The sequence below is a fragment of the Pseudomonas sp. 09C 129 genome, assembly GCF_002843625.1.
In the GTDB taxonomy this organism is placed as follows: domain Bacteria; phylum Pseudomonadota; class Gammaproteobacteria; order Pseudomonadales; family Pseudomonadaceae; genus Aquipseudomonas; species Aquipseudomonas chlororaphis.
Genome location: NZ_CP025261.1, coordinates 4,221,710 through 4,241,792, shown reverse-complemented (window position 1 = coordinate 4,241,792; position 20,083 = coordinate 4,221,710). Strand labels below are relative to the sequence as shown.

At 66.3% G+C, this 20,083-nt stretch carries 17 protein-coding genes and 1 pseudogene; 4 read left to right on the top strand and 14 right to left on the bottom strand.

Features of this window, described 5'->3' with window-relative positions; all coding sequences use genetic code 11:
- Positions 1 to 12: 12 nt before the first annotated feature.
- From CXQ81_RS19030 to CXQ81_RS19020, 3 genes are read right to left on the bottom strand one after another with little or no spacing between them, the layout of a single operon-like run.
- Positions 13 to 1,077, bottom strand: coding sequence for a 2,3-butanediol dehydrogenase (locus tag CXQ81_RS19030; RefSeq protein WP_101338188.1), 1,065 nt, complete (start codon positions 1,075 to 1,077; stop codon positions 13 to 15).
- On the bottom strand, positions 1,074 to 2,339 hold the full coding sequence (locus CXQ81_RS19025; RefSeq protein WP_101338187.1) for an MFS transporter: 1,266 nt from the start codon (positions 2,337 to 2,339) through the stop codon (positions 1,074 to 1,076). The genes CXQ81_RS19030 and CXQ81_RS19025 overlap by 4 nt, the downstream gene beginning before the upstream one ends.
- Positions 2,340 to 2,377: 38 nt before the next feature.
- Positions 2,378 to 2,911, bottom strand: coding sequence for a 2,4'-dihydroxyacetophenone dioxygenase family protein (locus CXQ81_RS19020; protein WP_087090604.1), 534 nt, complete (start codon positions 2,909 to 2,911; stop codon positions 2,378 to 2,380).
- A 286-nt stretch (positions 2,912 to 3,197) separates the two neighbouring features.
- Between CXQ81_RS19020 and CXQ81_RS19015 the strand changes: the two genes are divergently transcribed.
- Complete coding sequence (locus tag CXQ81_RS19015; RefSeq protein WP_101338186.1) at positions 3,198 to 4,160, top strand: helix-turn-helix domain-containing protein; 963 nt, start codon at positions 3,198 to 3,200, stop codon at positions 4,158 to 4,160.
- Between the two features lie 114 nt (positions 4,161 to 4,274).
- Here CXQ81_RS19015 and CXQ81_RS19010 read toward each other — a convergent pair whose 3' ends face one another.
- The 6 genes from CXQ81_RS19010 to hpaB all read right to left on the bottom strand — a co-directional run bounded on the left by CXQ81_RS19010 (position 4,275) and on the right by hpaB (position 11,172).
- Positions 4,275 to 5,390: a class II histone deacetylase gene (locus CXQ81_RS19010; protein WP_101338185.1), complete on the bottom strand. Its 1,116-nt coding sequence runs from the start codon at positions 5,388 to 5,390 to the stop codon at positions 4,275 to 4,277.
- Between the two features lie 140 nt (positions 5,391 to 5,530).
- Positions 5,531 to 6,694: an MFS transporter gene (locus CXQ81_RS19005; protein WP_101338184.1), complete on the bottom strand. Its 1,164-nt coding sequence runs from the start codon at positions 6,692 to 6,694 to the stop codon at positions 5,531 to 5,533.
- A gap of 36 nt (positions 6,695 to 6,730) precedes the next feature.
- Positions 6,731 to 7,606 carry a transporter gene (locus CXQ81_RS19000; RefSeq protein ID WP_101338183.1) on the bottom strand — a complete coding sequence of 292 codons (876 nt, stop codon included), beginning with the start codon at positions 7,604 to 7,606 and terminating at the stop codon, positions 6,731 to 6,733.
- Positions 7,607 to 7,742: 136 nt separating this feature from the next.
- Entirely contained in the window at positions 7,743 to 8,720 is a 978-nt protein-coding gene (locus CXQ81_RS18995; RefSeq protein WP_101338182.1) for a helix-turn-helix transcriptional regulator, read from the bottom strand.
- A gap of 301 nt (positions 8,721 to 9,021) precedes the next feature.
- A complete protein-coding gene (gene hpaC / locus CXQ81_RS18990; protein ID WP_007930913.1) occupies positions 9,022 to 9,534 on the bottom strand; it encodes a 4-hydroxyphenylacetate 3-monooxygenase, reductase component in 513 nt (170 codons plus the stop codon).
- Between the two features lie 75 nt (positions 9,535 to 9,609).
- Positions 9,610 to 11,172, bottom strand: a complete 1,563-nt coding sequence (gene hpaB, locus CXQ81_RS18985; protein ID WP_007930908.1) for a 4-hydroxyphenylacetate 3-monooxygenase, oxygenase component — start codon at positions 11,170 to 11,172, stop codon at positions 9,610 to 9,612.
- A 327-nt stretch (positions 11,173 to 11,499) separates the two neighbouring features.
- Between hpaB and CXQ81_RS31780 the strand changes: the two are divergent.
- The 3 genes and pseudogenes from CXQ81_RS31780 to CXQ81_RS18975 all read left to right on the top strand — a co-directional run.
- Positions 11,500 to 12,306, top strand: a pseudogene (locus CXQ81_RS31780) (MCP four helix bundle domain-containing protein); the annotation flags it as partial.
- Positions 12,301 to 13,164 carry a methyl-accepting chemotaxis protein gene (locus CXQ81_RS31775; RefSeq protein WP_371860907.1) on the top strand — a complete coding sequence of 288 codons (864 nt, stop codon included), beginning with the start codon at positions 12,301 to 12,303 and terminating at the stop codon, positions 13,162 to 13,164. The pseudogene CXQ81_RS31780 and the gene CXQ81_RS31775, both read left to right, overlap by 6 nt.
- Positions 13,165 to 13,201: 37 nt before the next feature.
- Positions 13,202 to 14,398: a pyridoxal phosphate-dependent aminotransferase gene (locus tag CXQ81_RS18975; RefSeq protein WP_101338180.1), complete on the top strand. Its 1,197-nt coding sequence runs from the start codon at positions 13,202 to 13,204 to the stop codon at positions 14,396 to 14,398.
- 204 nt (positions 14,399 to 14,602) lie between these two features.
- On the opposite strand, the gene CXQ81_RS18970 is transcribed toward CXQ81_RS18975, so the two are convergent.
- The 5 genes from CXQ81_RS18970 to CXQ81_RS18950 form a co-directional block, all read right to left on the bottom strand.
- On the bottom strand, positions 14,603 to 15,595 hold the full coding sequence (locus CXQ81_RS18970) for a D-glycerate dehydrogenase (RefSeq protein WP_101338179.1): 993 nt from the start codon (positions 15,593 to 15,595) through the stop codon (positions 14,603 to 14,605).
- A 19-nt stretch (positions 15,596 to 15,614) separates the two neighbouring features.
- Entirely contained in the window at positions 15,615 to 16,910 is a 1,296-nt protein-coding gene (locus CXQ81_RS18965; RefSeq protein ID WP_101338178.1) for an MFS transporter, read from the bottom strand.
- 99 nt (positions 16,911 to 17,009) lie between these two features.
- Positions 17,010 to 17,996: a sugar kinase gene (locus tag CXQ81_RS18960; protein ID WP_101338177.1), complete on the bottom strand. Its 987-nt coding sequence runs from the start codon at positions 17,994 to 17,996 to the stop codon at positions 17,010 to 17,012.
- Positions 17,989 to 18,771 (bottom strand): sugar phosphate isomerase/epimerase, encoded by a 783-nt coding sequence (locus tag CXQ81_RS18955; protein ID WP_101339439.1) that lies wholly within the window; start codon positions 18,769 to 18,771, stop codon positions 17,989 to 17,991. Before CXQ81_RS18955 ends, CXQ81_RS18960 begins: the two co-directional genes overlap by 8 nt.
- A 255-nt stretch (positions 18,772 to 19,026) precedes the next feature.
- Positions 19,027 to 20,055, bottom strand: coding sequence for a LacI family DNA-binding transcriptional regulator (locus CXQ81_RS18950; RefSeq protein ID WP_101338176.1), 1,029 nt, complete (start codon positions 20,053 to 20,055; stop codon positions 19,027 to 19,029).
- Positions 20,056 to 20,083: the final 28 nt, after the last annotated feature.

Below are 20,083 nucleotides of genomic sequence, written 5' to 3'. Positions count from 1 at the left end.
AGCGGCTACAGGTCATGCCTTGGCCAGTTCGGGGTTGGGATTGACCAGCACCTTGATCTGGCTCTTGTCCCGCAGCAGCGCTTCGAAGCCATGCTCCACGGCTTGGTCCAGGGTCACGCAGCGGGTCACGGCGCGGGTCAGGTCCAGGCGGCCGCTGGCCAGCAGCTCGATCAGCGGCGGGTAGGCGTTGCGATAGCCCACGCTGCCGAGCAGGCGCAGCTCGTGGTTGACCAGGTGGAAGGCATCGACGCTGACCTCGCCCATCAGGCCCACCAGCACCACCTCGCCGCCCTTGCGCAGCGAGTGCAGGGCCAGGCTCAGGGTCTGCTGGCTGCCGGCGGCCTCGAAGGCCGTGTCGACGCCACCACCGCTCAGTTCGTGCAGGCGTTGCGACAGGTCGGCGGCGTGGCCATCGAGCACTTCCTGGGCGCCGAAATCGCGGGCCAGTCGCCGTCGTTCCGGGCTGATGTCCACAGCAAAGATCCGCTCCACGCCGCGCAGGCGCGCCAGCAGGATCAAGAGCAGGCCTATAGGACCGAGGCCGAACACCACGCAGCTGTCACCGGCCAGCAGGCTGCTCTGGTTCAGCGCGTGAAAGGCCACCGCCGCCGGCTCCAGCACCGCGGCCTGCTTGAAACTCACCGAATCCGGCAGCGGGTGCAGCATGTAGGCCGGCACCAGCACCTGTTCGGCGAAACCGCCGTCGCCCATCAGGCCGATAAACCCCATGGACTGGCAGAGGTTGTACTGGCCGGCGTGGCAGTACTGGCAATCGCCGCAGCGGTACTCCGGCTCCACCGCCACTCGGCTGCCGACCCGGACCCGGTCGACGCCCGCGCCCACCGCCAGGACCTGGCCGCAGAACTCGTGGCCGAGGGTCAGCGGCGCGCGGCAACCGGACAGCGGGTGGGGCACCTGTTGCGGAATCGAGTGCGGGCCGTCGGCGTATTCGTGCAGGTCACTGCCGCAGATGCCGCAGTAGGCCACCTGGACCAGTACCTCGCCCGGGCCGGGCTGTGGCAGTTGCAGATCGCTCAGGCGCAGGTCGCGGGCGGCATGCCAACGCAATGCTTTCATGGCTGGTTTCCTTGCAGGACAGGAGAGGGGGAAGGTTCGGCGCGGCGGCCGCGCGCCAGGACCGCCGGCGCGGTTTCCTTGAGGAACAGCGCCAGCAGCGCCGCCAGCAGGGCGCCGCCGCAGGAGATCCACATGACGATGGACAGGCCGAAACGGTCGGCGGCAAAGCCGGCGATGGTCGGCGAGACAAAACCGCCCACCAGCTCGCCGATGCCCATGATCATGCCCAGGGCGGTGGCCATGACCTCGCGGGGCACGGTTTCCGCCGGGATGGTCGCCATGAACAGGGTGAAGCAGCCCAGGCCCGTGTAGGTCAGCAGCATCAGCACGCCCATCAGCAGCGGGCCGTTGGCGTAGAGCAGGGCGATCGGGCAGCAGGCGGCGATCAGCGAGAACAGCACCAGGGTCGGGCGACGGCCGAAACGGTCGGAAATCGCCGCCACGCCGAAGCCCCACAGCACCCAGGCGCCGCCCAGGCAACTCATCACCGTGCCCATGCTCGCCGGGCTGTAGCCACGGACCTTGACCAGGAAGGTCGGGGTGAAGGAGATGAGGATCACGAACCAGGTGAGGAACACGCAGCTGATCAGGGTGCAGAGCACGATGTTGCGGCTTTTCAGCAGGGCCAGGCGGTTGACCGGAGCAGCAGGAGCGTTGTCCGTGATCGGTGCCGGCGGCGCGTCGTTGCGCACATAGCGCCAGATCAGCAGGGCGATCAGCAATCCGGGGATCAGCGAGACGATAAAGGCATGGCGCCAGCCGTAGGCCTCGGCCAGGGCGATCAGCACCGGCGGGCCGATCACCGCGCCCAGCAGCCCGGCCGCCGAGCCTTGCAGCAGGCCCATGTTCAGGCCCCGGCGATGGGGCGAGGAGGCCTCCACCATCAGCGATTGCGAGAGCGGCAGGATCGGCCCTTCGGCCAGGCCCATGATGCCGCGGAACAGCAGCAGGCTGAGAAAACCGGTGACCAGCCCCGACAGCGCCGAGCACAGGGAAAACAGGATCACCGCGACGATCAGCAGCGGCTTGCGCTTGCCACGGCGGTCCGACCAGGCCCCGACCAGCGCGCCGGACACCGCCCAGGCCAGGGCCAGGATCGACGACAGCATGCCCAGGTGGCTGTTGCTCAGTTGCAGCTCGTCGGCCATGAAGGGGAACAGGAAGGACAGGGCCAGGCGATCGAAAAAGACGAAGCCGAACGTCAGGAACAGCACGCCCAGCAGGATGTTCTCGTAACCGGCTTTATTGTTGTTGTAAGCCATGGTCGTTCTCCGCGGGAGGGACAGGTGAAGTCGAGACTTCAGCGAAACAGCGTGTCGATATAGGCCGCGCCGAGGCCGATCTTTTCGTAGTGCGCGCGGCACAGGGCGATGTAGGAGTGCACGTCGAAGTAACCGTCCGGCTCGCCCTGTTCGTCGAGCCAGATCAGCGGGCCCTTGACGATGAAAAACGCGCGCATCGGTTGCTCGTGCTCGTAGGCCACCAGGGTGTGGCCTTCGCCCGGGGTCTCGTAGACGAAGTCGCCGGCGGTGGCGGTCCAGTCGTGCTCCAGGTAGCCCCACTTGCCGGACAGGGTGTAGGCGAACACCTCGTGGGGGTGGTAATGCCGGTTCACCAGGCCAGCGCTGCTGGCCATGAGGATGTCGCACCAGCGGTTCTCGCTCGGCGAGATCCACAGCGGCCGCGAGGACACGGTTTCGGTGAAGGGCACATACAGCTTCAGGTCGTCGCTGGCGGCATTGGCCAGGTAGACCTCGGGCTTGGCGTCCGGCTTGAAGCAATTGGCGATCGGTTGCAAGTCTTTCCAGAATTCACGGCGGGCGGCTTCGGGCATGGTCGGCCTCTATTCGTTGTGGGAGTCGAGGCGACTTTAGGCGCGGCGCGCGGGCGGGGTTTTATCCAATCGGACGGGATTGTTGACTGGATCGGACGAGACTTTTCCTACAGGCTTCAGGGACGCCGTTTACCCTGGCAATCGACTTGTGCCCACTGCGTTTCACGTTGACAGGGCATAAGCTTCATATGTTAATGAATCGCCGCGAGCGCCACCTGTCGCGGCCTCGGAATCCGGTCACTGCCTTGCCGACCGGGAATGCTTCCTAGCCATGAGAAGAATAAAAATGTCTCCATGCGCCTTGCTCGAAACCCGGCATGCCTGCACCCAGAGCATCGCCCTGGATCAGCGGCTGGCCTTCTGGGAGGACTACAACGCCTCCACCCTGGTCGGCCTCAAATGCACTTCCTTTTGTGAAAGCGGTTTTGCCGCCAGCCAGGACAACCTGCAGCTGGAGGGCATGCGCCTGGCGCGGATCGAGGGCAACGAGCACGTGGTCGAGCGTGACAACTCGATGATCCGCGCGGTGCCCAAGGAGTCGGTGTTCGTGTCCTTCGTCACCGGCAGCGGCTCGTTCTTCTATCAGGATGGCGCCTGCCAGTTGCTCGAACCGGGCGAGCTGATCGTCTACCGCACCGACAAACCCTATCTGTTCGGGTTCTCCGGGCCGATGCGCCAGTTCATTTACGACATTCCCCAGGCACTGTTCGCCGAGCGCTGCCTCAAGCGTTTCGACCGTCCGCTGAAGATCGGCGGGCAAAGCGGCGTGCAGCGCCTGTTGCTGCGCACTCTGGGCGAGCGCACCGGAGGCTTTTTCCAGCAGCCGCTGAGCGAGGACGCCGAGAGTTATCAGAACCAGGCGCTGGAGCTGTTGGCCAGCCTGATCGCCGGGCAGGCGGGAGGGCGGCGGATCAATGCCCTGAGCGCGTCCTATCTGCTGGCGGCCAAGCAGTGCATCAGCGAACAGCTGGCCGATCCTGGCCTGAGTTGCGAGCGGGTGGCCGCGCAGACCGGCATTTCCCCACGGCACCTGAGCCGCCTGTTCGCCCTGGAAGACAGCCAGCCCAGCCGCTTTATCCTGGAAAAACGCCTGCAACAGGCCCATGACCTGCTGAGCAGCCCACGGGGAGCCGGCCTGGATATCGGCGAAATCGCCTACCGCCACGGCTTCACCAGCCAGGCCCATTTCGCCCGGGCGTTCAAGACCCATTACGGCCAGACCCCAAGCGAAGTCCGCAAAACCCTGTAGCCGCTGCCGCAGGCTGCGATAGGTCCGAAGGACCTCCTGCGGTCGGGAGATCGCTACGCCTGTTCCGGTCGATCGCAGCCTTCGGCAGCGGCTACAAGGTGGTTGAGGTACGGGTCAGTCGTTGAAGAAGGTTTGCGCCAGATCATCGATCAGTTGGCGTTGAAAGGCCTGGAACCGGGGATTGGGCTGTTGCAGCTGCACGAACTCCAGCATCGGGTCGGTCACCGCGGTCCTGACGCCGGCCAGCTCCTCGACCGTCGCCAGCCCGCAGAAGGGCACATAGGCTTCGGAATAACCGCCCTCATGCACCAGCACCAGGCGGCCCTGGCACAGGCGCTCGGCGGCTTCGCGCACCTGGCGGGTCATGGCGCGGAACGAGTCGCTGTGCAGCAGCATCCGCGCCAGCGGGTCGACCGCGTTGGCGTCGTAGCCGCAGGCAACGATGATCAGCTCCGGCTCGAAGCGCTCCAGGGCCGGGATCACGATGCGTTGCAGGGCATGCAGGTATGCATCGTGGCCGCTGCCGGGCAGCAGCGGGATATTGATGTTGGCCCCCAGCCCGGCGCCGCGGCCGCGGTCCTGTTCGCCGCTGTAGCCGGGCGGGAAGCAGCCGTCCTGGTGCAGGGAAAGGGTCAGCACGTCGCCGCGCTCCTCGAAGATCGACTGGGTGCCGTTGCCGTGGTGCACGTCCCAGTCGATCACCGCGACCTTGCCCAGGCCGCGCCTGGCCTTGGCCGCCTCGATGGCGATGGCGATATTGGCCAGGAAGCAGAAGCCCATGGCGCCGTCGGCCAGGCAATGGTGCCCCGGCGGACGCGACAGCGAGTAGGCGTTGTCGGCTTCGCCGCCGAGCACCGCGTCCACCGCGGCGATGGCCAGGCCGGCGGAGAGCCGGGCGATTTCGTAGCTGCCCGGGCCGATCGGCGCTTGCGGGCCGAGTTCGCCGCCACCGGCCTCGCTCAGGGCCTTGAAGCGTTGCAGGTACTCGGCGCTGTGCACCCGCAGCAGGTCCTCCTCAGTGGCGGCCGTGGCGCTGCGCACCTGCAGTTGGCGGGTCAGGCCGGAGACGTCCAGCAGGCTTTTCAGGCGGCGCTTGGTTTCCGGCGATTCGGCGTGCCCGGCCGCGGCGGGCGGTTGCACCCAGCCGCCCACCGGCAGCGTCAGCGCATGCAGCCCGGCGCTGTGCCAGAGGCTGAGTTCATCGAAGAAAAACGCGGTTTTACGGGTCATGGGCATCTCCATCTATGAGGGAATCTGTAGCCGCTGCCGCAGGCTGCGATCGACCGGAACGGTCGCTGGGATCTCCCGGGCGCCAGAGGTCCTTCGGACCTATCGCAGCCTTCGGCAGCGGCTACAGGGGTTCAGGGGATTCAGGGATTGCGCCGGCAGCCGAGGATCAGCGCCAGCGACAGCAGGGTCAGGCCGGCCCCGCCGATCAGCAGGGGCTGGAAGCCACCGGTGCTTTCGATCAACCGCCCGGCCAGCGCGGGGCCGATGGCCAGGCCGCCGCCGATCACCAGGTTGGAGGCGTTCATCAGCTTGCCGGAGCGGTCGAGGTCGGCCAGGCAGGCGAGGATCAGCGGCAGGATGAAAGTCCAGGTGAACTTGAAGACCAGGGCGGCGAGGGCGAAGCGCGCCAGGGGCGGCGCGCCCAGCAGCAACAGCACCGAGCCGGCCATCAGGCTGTAGCCGAACAGCAGCAACAGCAGGCGCGGCAGGCGATTGCCGATCAGCGAGGCGCAGCCGGCGCCGACGATGCCCATGACCGTGGCGACGGCCAGCAGCTCGCCGCTGGCTTGCGCGGAGATGCCGGCCTTGGCACTGATCGAACCGATAAAGGTCCAGACCCCGCTGAGGCTGATATAGAAGCCGAGGATGCCGAGAATGCCGCACAGGGCCTTCCACTTCGGTGCGGCGGCTGCCTGCCCCGCGGTTTTTTCCGGGGGCGGCGCGCCCTGGGGAAAGTAGCGCGCCAGGGGCAGGCACAGGCTCATCAGCAGCGCCAGCAGCAGGTAGCAGGCCGCCAGGCCGTAATGCTCGAACAACCGCGGCAGAATGCTCAGGCCGATTGCCCCGACCACCAGTTGGCCCATGACCCACAGGCCGTAGGTCCGGCTGGGGTTGGCGGTGGAGGCGGCGCTGGACAGGCAGATGATCATCAGCGAACCGCCGGCCAGGGCACTGCAGAAACGCAGGGCCAGCAGCGCGCCATAACCCTGGGCCCAGATCGACAGCAGGTTGGCGACTATGAACAGCGCCCCGGCCAGCAGCGCCGCGCGGCGCCAGTCGACGCGCTTGAGCCACCAGAAGGCGGGCAGGGTGGCCAGGCTCATGGCCCCCAGTTCAGTGGAGAACAGGTCGCCGATCTGCGACGGGCTCAGTTGCCATTGGCTGGCCAGTTGCGCGGCCACCGCCGGGGCGGTCATGAGGATGGTCGGGGTGATGGCGGCGAACAGCACGATGGCCGCCAGCAAAGCCAGGGATGAGGCTGTGTGCGGCTGCTCGCCGGTGAGCGCCTGGCTCTTGTCGATCATGGGGGTCGTCATGGTGGGTAGCTCCGGAAAAACGCTTCAGAACACGTGGACCAGGCGCAGCAAGGCGTCGGTGCCGTGGTAGCCGTTACGGGTGGCGACGTTTTGCGAGAGGCCGAACATCAGCTGGTTCTGCTGGTCCAGCCAGTGGCCGACCTCGAAGCCGACCTGGGTGTAGCGCTTGTGGGTGTCGTCGATGCGCTGGTCGTTGATCCGCAGCTCGCCACCGTCGGCGTGGATCAGCCGCAGGGCGCCATAGGTACTGCTGGTGAAGTCATAGGAGGCGAAGGCTTGCAGGCGGTACAGCGGGTCCTGCTTCAGGTCGCTGCCGAAGTAATCGTCGTTCTTGGCGTAGAGCTGGGCTTCGAGGTTGGCTTCCAGCACCCACTTCTCGCCGACGCCCTGGGTGTAGTTGTAAACGAAGGTCGCGCCCCAGCGGTTGGCGCCCGGCGAGACATCCGGGTTGTCGCCGTGGTATTCGCCCACCGGCAGGGTGATCAGGGTCAGCAGGCCGCTGTAGGTTCGGCTGGCCGGGTCGTTGATGAAAAACAGGGTGCCGCCGACCTGCGGGTCGCCGAAGCCGCTTTCCCCGGTGTGGCGATTGGCGCCGGGCAGGCGCGCGTCGATATCGGCGAAAGGCACGATGAATTGCGGGGTGCACAGGGTGCCGCAGATGTCGGTGAAAAATACCTGGCGATAGGCCAGGGCGTTGACCTTCAGCTCGGCCTTGCCGGTGCTGTCGGCAGGACCGTGGAAGTCGTCGGCGCGGGTCGCCGGCAGGTACAGCACGCCCAGGCTGGTGCCCGAGGGCGCGCCGAAGAAGTCACGGGCGTTGAGGTCGGCGGCGCTGGCGTTCAGGCTCAGCAGGGCGCCGGTGAAGGCCAGGGCGGTGTGGTGCGCAAGCGTTCTGGTCATGGGCGTAACGTCTCTTCTTTGAGTTGTTGTGCGGCGAAGTGCTCGCCGGTACGCGGCAGTGGCTGGAAAAAGGGCAACAGCGGCCCGTGGCCGTCAAAACGACAGCGCGAAAGTCAGTCAGCGAGGGAGGTAAACGTCAGTCGGGTGGGGCGTGCAGCAGATGGGCGATGCGGGTCTTGTCCTTGACCCCGAGCTTGTTGTAGATGGCGCGGATGTGATGGCGCACGGTGTTCGGCGACAGGCCCAGCTCGCGGGCGATTTCCTTGTAGGTCTTGCCTTCGCCGAAGCCCAGGGCCACGTCGTTTTCCCGTGGGCTCAGCTGGGTCAGCAGCGTGCGGCCGCGGGCGGCGAGCAGGAACAGGTCGCCCACCGGCGAGGCCTCGAACTGCAGGTGCCGGCCTTCGTAACCGCCATCGACCATGGGCACGGGCAGGCAGGGGCCGCTCCAGTCCGGCCACTCGCCGAGCAGCAGGTCGACGAAGCCGCGTTCGGCGCAGTGCAGGGTGCCGCGCTGGTCGCACACCGCCAGCGCCAGGTTGCGCGGGCTGGTGAGGGTTTCGCGCATGGCCACCAGGGTGCGGATCTGGTTGGCCGACACCGCGGCCACCAGGTGCAGCATCAGGTTGTTCAGCAGCAGGCAGTCGTCGGCGTCGAAGCGTTTGGCGCCGGGCGCGCGGTACAGCGCCAGGTGGTCGCTGAGGTGGGTCTGCGGGTCGATGTACACCACGCACAGCAGCTCGCCGATGCCATAGGTCGTGCCCAGCCAGTTCAGGCCGGGGCCGTTGGCCGGGTCGCGCATGTCGACGATCACCGCCCGGCCCGGGTGGGCATGGACCCGGCCGACGGTGACGTCGACGTGCTTGATCGACTGCCAGTCCGGCAGGTAGCTGGGGGGCAAGTGATGGAGGTAGGAGCTGTGTTCTTCCGGCAGGCCGTCGATCAACGCGGCGCGGCCCCACCAGGCGCTGTCGAAGGGCAGCAACTGGCCGATGCGGTTCAGCGCATGGCCATGGAAATGTTCGATGTCCTTGTGCTGCGCCAGGCGCTGCAACTCCAGGGTCAGCGAGCTGAAGGCTTCCAGCAGGCTGGCGTGAGCATGATCATGACGGCTCATCGGGTGTTCCTCTGTGCGACGTTCTTATTGTTTTCGTCACGGAGTCAGTAGGGACCGGAACGTCCAGGGACGTGGGCAGGGCCTGGGCACGAGTATCGTCGGGTTGGCGGGGGATCGCTATCCTACAGATGCAGGATGAAGGGGAGGCCTGGCGGAGATATTGGCTTCTGTAGGAGCGAGGCTTGCCCGCGATAGCCGCGCAGCGGCGATGGACCTGACAACGCGCGTTATCGTTGTAGATTTATCGCGAGCAATCGAGCGTCGACCGGCCGCTCCTACAGAAGATCAGAAGAGCTGTAGATCACGCCGCCTGGACGGCCCGCTGCAAACGATGGAAACCACGGCTGAAATACACCAGCGAGTCGCCGTGTTCGCGCACGCAGATTTCATCCAGCTGCACCAGCATCACCGAATGGGTGCCGACTTCCTGCACCTCGGTGATGCGTCCCTGCAGGCTGGCCAGGGCGCCGTCGAGCACCGGCAGGGCGCCCTGGCCGTCGCGCCAGGGGTGCAGGCTGAAGCGCTGCTCCATCTCCACTCCGGTCATGCCGGCGAAGTGCCGGGCGACCTCTTCGTGTTCACCGCAGAGCACGTTGACGCAGAGCTGGCCGTTGCGCTTGAACACCGGGTTCAGGGCGCTGTTGCGGTTGACGCAGACCATCAGGCTGGGCGGACTGTCGGTGACCGAGCAGACCGCGGTGGCGGTGATGCCGCAGCGTCCGGCCGGGCCGTTGCTGGTGATGACGTTGACCGCCGCGGTCATGTGCGCCATGGCATCGCGAAAAGCCTGTTGCTTGGGATCGAGTTGAGTCATGACAGATTCCTCGGGTGAACCCGCGGGCGCCGGCAATCGGGGGGCGCCCCGCGGGTCATTCAGGTCGGACGGCGCTTACTGGCGGATGCGGTCGAGCATGTTGATGTCGTCCGGATTGGTCAGGTGCGGCACCGTCCAGCCGTCGAGGTCGTAGTCGCCCAGGCATTGGTCCACCAGATCGGTCATGGCTTTCATCGAGCCGGTGGCCTGGGCATGGCGCAGGCACTGCATGCGGATTTCGTCCTGGCTGCCGGCGTAGTTGATTTCGTACAGCTCGTGGCGGCCGCCGAACTCGGTGCCGATGGCGTCCCACAGCAGCTTGAGGATCTTGATCCGCTCCTCGTGGCCCATGCCCGCCGAACCCCGGCAATAGGTGCTCAGGTACTGGTTGAGCATCGGGTCCTTGAGGTCGCGGGAGCCGGACGGCAGGTAGATCAGGCCGCTGGCCACCACCTGCTCGATGATCTTCTTGATGTCGGTGTAGGCCTGGGGCGCCAGGACCCGGTAGGCCTGCAAGGCCTGGGCGCTGGGCAGGAAGGCGCCATTGAGCCATTCGCTGGCGTTGCCGTGCATGGCGTCGGTCAGCGACCAGAACAGGTTGCGCCAGGCCACCACCTCGCCAACCTGCGCCTGCACCCCGCGAAACTCCAGGGAACCGGTGCACTGCAAGGCCTTGACCAGCAGCCCGGTGATGAAGTCGAGCTTGACCGCCAGCCGGGTGCAGCCCTGCATCGGGAACAGCCGGCCGAAACCGCCTTGTGGGAACCACTGCCGGCAGCGTTCGAAGTCGCGGTAGATCAGCACGTTTTCCCAGGGGATGAACACCTTGTCCATGATCAGGATCGCGTCGTTCTCGTCGAAGCGGCTGGACAGCGGGTAGTCGAACGGCGAACCGGTCATGCCGGCCTGCAGTTCATAGGACGGGCGGCAGATCAGCTTCATGCCGCGGGTGTTCATCGGCGCGATGAACATCAGGGCGAAGTCGGTGTTGTCCCCCAACAGCTGCGCCGAACCCTGGCCGACGAAGTTGTAGTGGGTCAGGGCCGAGTTGGTGGCCACCACCTTGGCGCCGCTGACGATGATCCCGCCTTCGACTTCCTCGTCCACCGAGATGAACACGTCCTTGACCTGGTCCACCGGTTTGTCGCGGTCGATCGGCGGGTTGACGATGGCGTGGTTGAGGTACAGGCAGGCTTCCTGGATGCGCTTGTACCAGGTGCGGGCGTTGTCCGCGAACTTGCCGTAGAACTCCGGGTTGGCCCCCAGGGCGCTGCCGAAGGCGGCCTTGTAGTCCGGGCTGCGGCCCATCCAGCCGTAGGTCAGGCGCGACCACTCGGCGATGGCGTCGCGCTGCTGGCGCAGGTCGTCGGCGCTTTTCGCCGAGCGGAAGAACTTGTGGGTGTAGCCGCCGTTGCCGGTGTCGGTGGCCCAGCACAGCTTGTCCTTGGTCTCGGGGTCGTGCAGGGCGTCATAGAGGCGCGCCATGGAGGCGGCGGAGTTGCGGAACGCCGGGTGGCGGGTCACATCCTTGACCCGGTCGCCATAAATGTAGATTTCGCGATCATCGCGCAGGCTGGCCAGGTATTCGGCGCCGGTCAGCGGGCGGTTGGTCTCGGCACGGAAGTCTTCGGGTTTCATCATCCACTCCAGTCATTGTTGTTATCGGTTGTCTTTATGAGCTGGGCCCCATGATGGGCAGGACGGGGCGGCGACTGAATGGCTTTTCCGGCGAATGAATTGCACTTTTCATGGGGCTGGTCATGGAGCAGGTCATGGACGCGGAACCGATCCGGCAGGCCGTCCGTTTCATCGTTGAAACACTTTCGCGGCGACGAAAAATATTTTCTCCGGGGCCTGCAAAAAACCTAAAGCCCGGCCGATATCGCTATTAGGCCCACAGACCAACTACAACAGTGGCGCCCACCTGTCAGGCCGCCAGCCGCCGCTGGCGACAGGGTTCAGTGCATGGATGCTCGCAGTCCTCAATATCCCGAGAGTCATCCTATGTCCCTACGTAATATGAATATCGCGCCTCGAGCTTTCCTCGGTTTTGCGTTCATCGCGTTGCTGGTCATCGCGCTGGGTGTGTTTGCCGTCAACCGCATGTCGATCATCCGACAGGCCTCCCTGGAAATGGAAAGCAACCAGCTGCCCAGCGTAGGGTTCCTCGGCAACGTCACCGAAAACGTGCTGCGCCTGCGGATTCTCTCGTTCCGGGTACTGGTCAACCGCGAGCCGGCCGGCCTGCAGGAAGCGCAGACGCGCATTGGCGTGCTGGTGGACAAGCTCAAGCAGGCCCAGGCCAGCTACGCCGCCTTGCCGGCGGGGGAAGAGGAAGTGGCCCTGTACAAGACCTTCGCGGCCACCCTGGAAAAGTACCTGCAAGCGCAGAACGACATGCTGGAGCTGTCGCGACAGAACAAGCTCGAGGAGCTGCGCACCCTGATCAATACGCGGATCAAGGACGGCACCGACCAGATGGGCGAACAGCTGAACAAACTGGTGGCGATCAACAAGGCCGGGGCCACCCAGGCGTCTGACCTGGCCGGTGAGCATTACCACGGCGCCATCACCGGCATCATCGCCGTGGCGGTGGTCGCGGCCCTGCTCACGGTGGTGCTGGCCCTGCTGCTGACCCGCAGCATCGTCACCCCGTTGAACCGCGCGCTGCTGGCCGCGCAGACCATCGCCGCGGGCAACCTGACCAAGGCCATCGAGGTCGACGGCAAGGACGAGCCGGCCCGCCTGCTGGTGGCGCTGAACGAGATGCAGGGCAACCTGCGCAAGACCATCGAGCAAATCTCCGGCTCGGCCACCCAGCTGGCCTCGGCCTCGGAAGAACTCAGCGCGGTCACCGAGGAAGCCTCCCGTGGCTTGCAGCAGCAGAACAACGAAATCGAACAGGCGGCCACTGCGGTCAATGAAATGACCGCCGCCGTGGAAGAGGTGGCGCGCAACGCGGTGTCGACTTCCGAAGCCTCGCACCAGTCGACCCAGGCCGCCCGCGAAGGCCGCGATCGGGTGGTGGAAACCGTCGACGCGATCCAGACCATGACCCACGACGTGCAGAGCACTTCGCTGATGATCGAAGGCCTGGCCACCCAGGGCCGCGACATCGGCAAGGTGCTCGACGTGATCCGCGCCATCGCCGAGCAGACCAACCTGCTGGCCCTCAACGCAGCCATCGAGGCGGCCCGCGCCGGCGAGGCCGGGCGCGGGTTCGCGGTGGTGGCCGACGAGGTGCGGGCCCTGGCTCATCGCACCGCGCAATCGACCCAGGAAATCGAAAAGATGGTCGCCGGCATCCAGAACGGCACGGGCGAGGCGGTGCAGTCGATGCAGCAAAGCAACCAGCGCACCCAGAGCACCCTGGAAATGGCCCGCGCCGCCGGCGTGGCCCTGGAGCAGATCGCCGAATCGATCAACCTGATCAACGAGCGCAACCTGGTGATTGCCAGCGCCTCCGAAGAGCAGGCCCAGGTGTCCCGCGAGGTCGATCGCAACCTGGTGAATATCCGCGACCTGGCCACCCAGTCGGCCGCCGGGGCCAACCAGACCAGCGCCGCCAGCCATGAGCTGTCGCGCCTGGCGGTGGATTTGAATGCGATGGTGGCGCGCTTTGTGATTTGAGTTAGGGTTGTTGGAATGCGTGCCCAAGGAGAGCGAGATGCGCTATTCAGCCCTGACCCAACGGATCGCCGGCGAAGGTGCCGCGGCCTGGCAGATTCACTACCGCGCCCTGGAGCTGCGCGAGGAGGGCGTCGATGTGCTGCTGCTGACCATCGGCGACCCGGATTTCGACACCCCGCGGCCGATCGTCCAGGCCGCCATCGATAGCCTGCTGGCGGGCGACACCCACTATTCGGAGGTGCGCGGCAATCGTTCGCTGCGCACCCGCATCGCCCACCGCCATGCCACCCGCAGCGGCCAGGCGGTGGGCGCCGAGCATGTGGTGGTGTTGCCGGGGGCGCAATGCGCGGTGTTCTCCGTGGCCCAGTGCCTGCTCGACCCCGGCGACGAGGTGCTGGTGGCCGAGCCGATGTACGTCACCTACGAAGGGGTGTTCGGTGCCTGCGGGGCCAAGGTGTTGCCGATTCCGGTGCGCCCGGAGAACGGTTTTCGTGTCGAGCCCTCCGTGGTCGCCGCGCGTATCACGCCGAAGACCCGCGCGCTGATGCTCAACAGCCCGAACAACCCCTCCGGCGCCAGCCTGTCCCGGGAAACCTGGCAGGCCCTGGCGCGCCTGTGCGTCGAACACGACCTGTGGCTGATTTCCGACGAGGTCTACAGCGACCTGCTGTTCGACGGCGAGCACATCAGCCCCGGCAGCCTGCCGGGCATGGCCGAACGCACGGCGACCATCAACAGTCTGTCCAAGTCCCATGCCATGACCGGCTGGCGGGTCGGCTGGGTGGTGGCGCCCCAGGCTCTGGCCGGGCACCTGAGCCATCTGGCGCTGTGCATGTTGTACGGGCTGCCGGATTTCGTGCAGAACGCCGCGGTGGTGGCACTGGACGCCGACCTGCCGGAACTGGAACAGATGCGCGAGGAATATCGCCAGCGCCGCGACCTGGTGTGCGCGCAGCTGAGCCAATGCCCGGGGTTGAAACCGGTCAAGCCCGATGGCGGCATGTTCGTCATGGTCGATGTGCGGGAAACCGGCCTGGGCGCCCAGCAATTCGCCGAGCTGCTGCTGGAAGGGCACGGCGTCTCGGTGCTCGCCGGCGAGGCCTTCGGCCCCAGCGCGGCGGGGCATATCCGTATCGGCCTGGTGGTGGATCAACAGCGTCTGGCGGACGCCTGCCAGCGGATCGTGCGTTGCACCCAGGACCTGCTCGAAGGCCGAACCTCAAAACGCCGCTGAGCCTGTAGCCGCTGCCGCAGGCTGCGATCGACCGGAAGAACGGTCGTGGCGATCGTCGAAACGCCGCTGCCCCTGTAGCCGCTGCCGTAGGCTGCGATCGACCGGAACGGTCGTGGCGATCTTCAGGACGCCGAGGTCCTGCGGACCTATCGCAGCCTGCGGCAGCGGCTACAGGGTGGATCGGACGGTCGGGTAGCTACAGCGTCACACCGCGGCCTTGCGGCGCTCCCAGGCCTGGGGGTTGACCAGGTTGGCCGGGCGCTGGCCGGCCAGGGCCGCCAGCAGGTTGTCGACCGCGCAGCGGGCCATGGCCTCGCGGGTCTCGAAGGTCGCCGAGCCGATGTGCGGGGTGGCCACCACATTGTTCAGCTGCAACAGCGGCGAGTCGTGGCCCAGGGGTTCGCGCTCGAACACATCCAGCCCGGCCGCGCGAATCCGCCGTTGCTGCAAGGCTTCGATCAGCGCCTGTTCGTCCACCACCTTGCCCCGGGAAATATTGATGAAGATGCTCTCGGGGCGCATCAGGGCGAACTCTTCGCGGCCGATCAGGCCCAGGGTCTGGTCCGTCAGCGGCAGGGTCAGGCAGATGAAGTCGGCCTGTTGCAGCAGTTCCGGCAGGCTGCAGTAGCGGGCGCCGAAACGCTGTTCCACCGCCGGTTTCGGGCTGTTGCTGTGGTAGATCACCGGCATGCCGAAGCCGAAATGACCGCGCTGGGCCAGGGCTTCGCCGATCCGCCCCATGCCGATGATGCCCAGGGTCTTGCCGTGCACGTCGCTGCCGAAATGCAGCGGGCCGATATTGCGGTTCCACTGGCCGGCGCGCACCAGGTTGGCCAGCTCCACCACGCGCCGGGCGCTGGCCAGGATCAGGGCGAAACCGGTGTCGGCGGTGGTTTCGGTGAGCACATCCGGGGTGTTGCTGAGCAGGATGTCGCGGCGGGTCAGGTAGTCGATGTCGTAGTTGTCGACGCCCACTGAGACGCTGGCCACCGCTTCCAGGCGTGGCGCCAGGTCCAGCAGCTCGGCGTCCAGGCGCAGGCTGGCGCCGAGCAGGCCCTGGGCGGCGGGCAGGGCGCCGCGCAGTTTGGCCAGGCCCTGGGCGCTGAGGTCTTCGATCAGGGTCACCTGGGCCTGCTCGTGCAGGCGGGCCATCAGCGGCGGCGAGAGTTTCTTGTACAGCACGACCTGTTTTTTCATGGGGTTCACCTTGTTCGATTCAGGAATGCGCCAGGCGGCGACGTACCGGCAGCGCGGTGCGGCTGCGGTCGCTGGCGCCCGGGTTGAGAAAGAGGGTCAGCAGCACCGACAGCAGCAGCGCGCCGCTCATCAGCAGGTAGGAGGCGCCGGGCGAGCCGGTGGCGCTGTTCAGGTAGCCCACCAGGTAGGAGCCGCCGAACGAGCCCAGGGCGCCCATGCTGTTGATCAGCGCCATGGCGCCGCCGGCGACGTTGGCCGGGAGGATCTCCGGGACGATGGCGAAGAACGGTCCGTAAGGCGCGTACATGCAGGCGCCAGCGATCACCAGCAGGCTGTAGGACCACCAGAAGTGCTCGGCGCCCAGCAGGTAGGAGCCGTAGAAGGCGAAGGAGGCGATCAGCAGCGGCGGCCAGACGAAACGCTTGCGCTTCTGGATCCGGTCCGAGCCCCAGGACACCCCGAGCATGGCGATCACCGCCGCCAGGTAAGGCAGCGCCGACAGCCAGCCGGCCTCGACCATGTCCATTTGCGCGCCGTGCTTGAGGATCGACGGCAGCCACAGCACGAAGCCGTAGACGCCGATGCTCCAGCAGAAGAACTGCAGGGCGAGGATGATCACCTTGGGCGAGCGGAAGGCTTCGGCGTAGTTCTTCACCGCCTTGATGCCCACCTGCTCGGCGGCCAGGGCGCTTTCCAGGTCGTGTTTTTCCTGGTCGCTGAGCCACTTCGCCGCGCTTGGGCGGTCATCGGCCAGGCGCCACCAGATAAAGGCCCAGAGCACCGCCGGCAAGCCTTCGATGATGAACATCCAGCGCCAGCTGAAATGCTCCACCAGGTACCCCGAGACCACCGACATCCAGAGCATGGTCACCGGGTTGCCGAGGATCAGGAAGGTGTTGGCCCGCGAGCGTTCGGCCCGGGTGAACCAATGGCACAGGTAGACCAGCATCGCCGGCATCACCGCGGCTTCGACCACCCCGAGCATGAAGCGGATGGCGATCAGCCAATAGGCGTTGGACACCACGCCGGTGAGGGTGGCCAGGCCGCCCCAGAGGATCAGGCTGACGAAGATCAGCTTCTTGACGCTGTGTTTTTGCGCGTAGATCGCCCCCGGTACCTGGAAGAAAAAGTAACCGAGGAAGAACAAGGCGCCGAGCAGGGACGACAGGCCCGGGGTGATCATCAGGTCGGCGGCCATCCCGGAGGCGGCGGCGAACCCGTAGTTGGCGCGGTCCAGGTACGCCAGGCTGTAGGTGATGAACACGATGGGCATGATGTACCACCAGCGGCGGGTGGCGAGTTTCAGCGTTTGCATAAGGGTGCTCCTGAGCTTGTTGTTTTTGTCGCAACAGGTAACGCGTTGGTTCAATCAGGCGGTGTTGTTTTCACGGTTTTATCGCGAGCAAGCTCGCTCCTACAGAACTTGCGCAGCCACTGTAGGAGCGAGCTTGCTCGCGATCGGTCGCGCAGCGACCGTCGGTAATTCATCGCGGCTCGGCAGGCCTTCCATGTCACCGCGGCTCTGCACCGCGCGGCTGCCGATCCAGTTGGCGCGCTGCACCGCTTCGGCGACGCTGTGGTTTTCCAGCAGGGCGCTGATCAGGCCGACGGCGAAACCGTCGCCGGCGCCCACGGTGTCGACCACCTGGGTCACCGGTACGGCCTCGACGAAACCTTCGTGCAGCTGGGTGCGGTAGTAGGCGCCATGGGCACCGAGCTTGATCGCCACGACCTCGACGCCCTGGTCCAGGTAAAACGCCGCGATATCGGCCGGGTCTTCATAGCCGGTCAGCAGGCGGCCTTCGCTCAGGCCCGGCAGCACCCAGTGGGCGAGCACGGCCAGGCGGTTGATTTCGTCGATCATCAGTTGTTCGCTGCCCCATAGGCCGGGCCGCAGGTTCGGGTCGAAGGACACGCTGCGGCCGGCCGCGCGCATCTTGCTCATCAGGCTGTGGGACAGGTCACGGGCCGAGGTCGAGAGCGCCGGGGGAATGCCGGTGGCGTGCAGGTGCCGGGCGCGCAGCAGCTGGGGGGCGATGTCGGCGACGCTCAGGTGGCTGGCCGCCGAACCGCGGCGGAAGTACTCCACCCGCGGATCGTCGCCGTGCTCCTCCAGGGACTTGAGCTGGAAACCGGTGGGGTGGTGCCGGTCGGTGGCGACGTAGCGGCAGTCCACGCCTTCGGCTTGCAGGCTGTCGATGACGAAGCGCCCCAGGGAGTCGGCGCCGACCCGGCTCAGCCAGCCGACCTTGAAGCCCAGGCGCGACAGGCCGATGGCCACGTTGCTGTCGGCGCCGGCGATGCGTTTGTGGAAGTGGCCGACCCGGGCCAGGTCGCCGCTCTGTTCGGCGACGAACATCGCCATGGTTTCACCGAACGACAGGATATCGAGCTCAGACATGGGCGTGCTCCAGGCGGGACTGGCCGAGGCGGGCGAGGGTGGCGACGTGTTCGCGGGTCAGCTGCACCAGGTCTTCGCCTTGCAGCGGGTATTCCACGGCCCGGGTCACACCTTGAGTCATGTGCCGCAGCAATTGTTCCCACAGGTGCAGGTCGGCCATGCCCGGCGGTATCGCCACCAGCTTGCCGTCGGCGCGCCGGGCCACGGCCTTGCAGTGCACGTAGCCGACATGCCGGCCGAGCAGGCGCGCGGCGGCGGAGGCGGACTGGTCCTGCCACTGCCAGTTGCCGATATCGAAGGTCATCTGCACCGGCAGGCGGTGGCGCTCGACCTCGGCGAAGAAGCGCTGGAAGGGTTCGATGCGCCCGCCGTGCAGGGTCTGGTCGTTTTCCACCAGCAATTGCACCGGGGACTGCGCCAGCAGCAGGGCCAGCTGGGGCAGGTCGTTGTGCTCGGTGAAATACCCCAGGGACACCTTGAGGCTTTTCGCGCCGAAGGCTTCGGCCCGTTGCAGCGCCTGTTCCAGCAGCGGGTTGGCTCGGGAACGCCCGGCCACCCAGAGTTCCAGCGGCGAAGAAAACACGCTTTCCAGTTGCCGCTCGCGGGTGGCCCGGGCCAACTGGGACGGGTCTTCGACGGTCAGCAGCTCTTCGCGCCATTCGATGCGCGACGCGCCGGCGGCGGCCAGCACCTCGATGAAACTGCCTTGGCCCTGCTCACGGACGCGGTCGGCGCCGTAGCTGGACAGGCTGATGGAGACAGGCGATTTATTCATGGTCATGGCCTCTGAAACCGGTTTCATTTCTTTGCAAAAAAAAGCGTAAAGTTTGCTGCCTGCATTCCGTTGCTTGCCGCATTCCCTGTAGCCGCTGCCGCAGGCTGCGATCGGCGGCGTAGCCGTGGTAACCCGGCCGAAGCGTTTTCCAGGCAGATCGCAGATACAGGTTTTGCGGCAACTGCGTTGCCGATCGCAGCCTCGCTGGCTCGGCAGCGGCTACACCGGCACCGCGATTCCCGAGTCGATCAGTGGTTACAGAGATCCTCGCTGTCGGGTGGAACCGCGGACGATCAGCTCGGCCGGAAAGTCCAGCACCCGCAGCGGCTCGACATCGCCGCGCAAACGCTTGAGCAGGCACTCGAAGGCGCTGGCGCCGATGCGTTCGGTGGGTTGGGCGAGGGCGGTGATGCCGCTGCCCACCAGCGGATACCAGTCGAGGTCGTCGAGGGCGATCAGGCCGATCTCGTCGAACAGCGGGCAGTCCAGCTCGCGCAAGGCTCGGGTCGCGGCCAGGGCGGCGACGCCGTTGGCGCAGAACAGCGCTTTCGGGCCAGGGCCGGGGGCGGCGAGGAACTGTTGCAGCTGCTGGTTCAGCGCGGTGCCGGTTTCCACCGCCGCGCCTTGCAACGCCGGGCGTTGCTCGATCTGCGCCTTGAAACTGTTGCTGCGCTCGATCCGCGAGCTGGTGCCGTCATGGGGTTCGCTGACCAGCAGCAGGTCGCGGTAGCCGCGCTCTTGCAGGTGTTCGATGGCGCTGCGCACGGCTTGCGGGTTGTCCAGGCCGACCAGGTCGCTGTGCAGTTGCTCGACCTTGCGGTCCACCAGGACCATGGGCATTTCCCGGTGCAGTTCGCGCAGTTCGTCCAGATGATGGCCCAGGGTGTTCACGATCAGGCCTTCGATGTTGTACGAGCGCAGGTTGGCCAGGTGCTGGCGCTCCTGCTCGTCGTCGCGGTCGGTGTTGCACACCACCAGGCTGTAGCCGTGCTGACGGCAGGCGGTTTCCACGCCATGCATCACGGCAATCGAATAGGGGTTGCGGATATCGGCCACCAGCATGCCGATCAGGCGCGTGCGCCCGCGTTTCAGGCCACGGGCCATCTGGTTCGGGCGGTAGCCCAGCTCGGCTATTGCCTGTTCGATGCGCAGGGCGATGGCATCGGAGAGCAGGGCGCGGTCTTCGCCGATAAAGCGCGACACGCTGGCCTTGGAGACCCCGGCGCGTTCGGCGACATCGAGCATGGTGACGCGGCTGCGCTGGGCGGCGGAAAAACTGTTCACGGGCGGCGACCTGTCTTTGGCGTTCTTG